General features: G+C 35.8%; 1 protein-coding gene. It reads right to left on the bottom strand.

All coding sequences use genetic code 11. The annotated features are described in order from the left end of the window. On the bottom strand, positions 1-461 hold a 461-nt coding region (locus tag JHD74_RS26065), incomplete at both ends, for a hypothetical protein (RefSeq protein WP_199063917.1).

The following is a 461-nucleotide window of genomic DNA, read 5'->3' as shown; positions in this document are numbered from 1 at the left end:
CCATTAAATTTATCATACACTTCTGAAGAAATTGCGAAGTTGTAAACTAAGGCGATTTTTATACGTCTACCATTTTTTTCTGCTTCTACAGTAATATATTCACCATCCTTTTCTGGATCTCCAAAATTTAGACATTGCCAACCTTTATCTCTTAATTGAGGGATGATTATATTATTCATTTTTTCGCTCAATACGATGGCTCGGGTTGACCAACCATCATCAGACGCCGTCACATTAAATGGTAATTCGTTCGTTATCTGATAATGGCTTAGTGCCAGCTTTTTAATCTGTTGTGCTTGAAGGCAAGCCAACACTTCAGCATGAAAAGATATAGATTCTTCATTGCTCTCAGGGACAAATATGCTTACTTTACTGTTGGTTAATGAAAAACACTCTACAAATGCTAATCCCTGAATCAACCCTATAGCTCTGAAAAAATTGCTTTCATTCTGCCATATGTC

This window comes from Serratia sp. ASV30 (assembly GCF_016428815.1).
GTDB lineage: Bacteria > Pseudomonadota > Gammaproteobacteria > Enterobacterales > Enterobacteriaceae > Chania > Chania fonticola_C.
The sequence above is the reverse complement of the archived record's forward strand: the minus strand, read 5'-3'. Positions and strand labels throughout refer to the sequence as shown.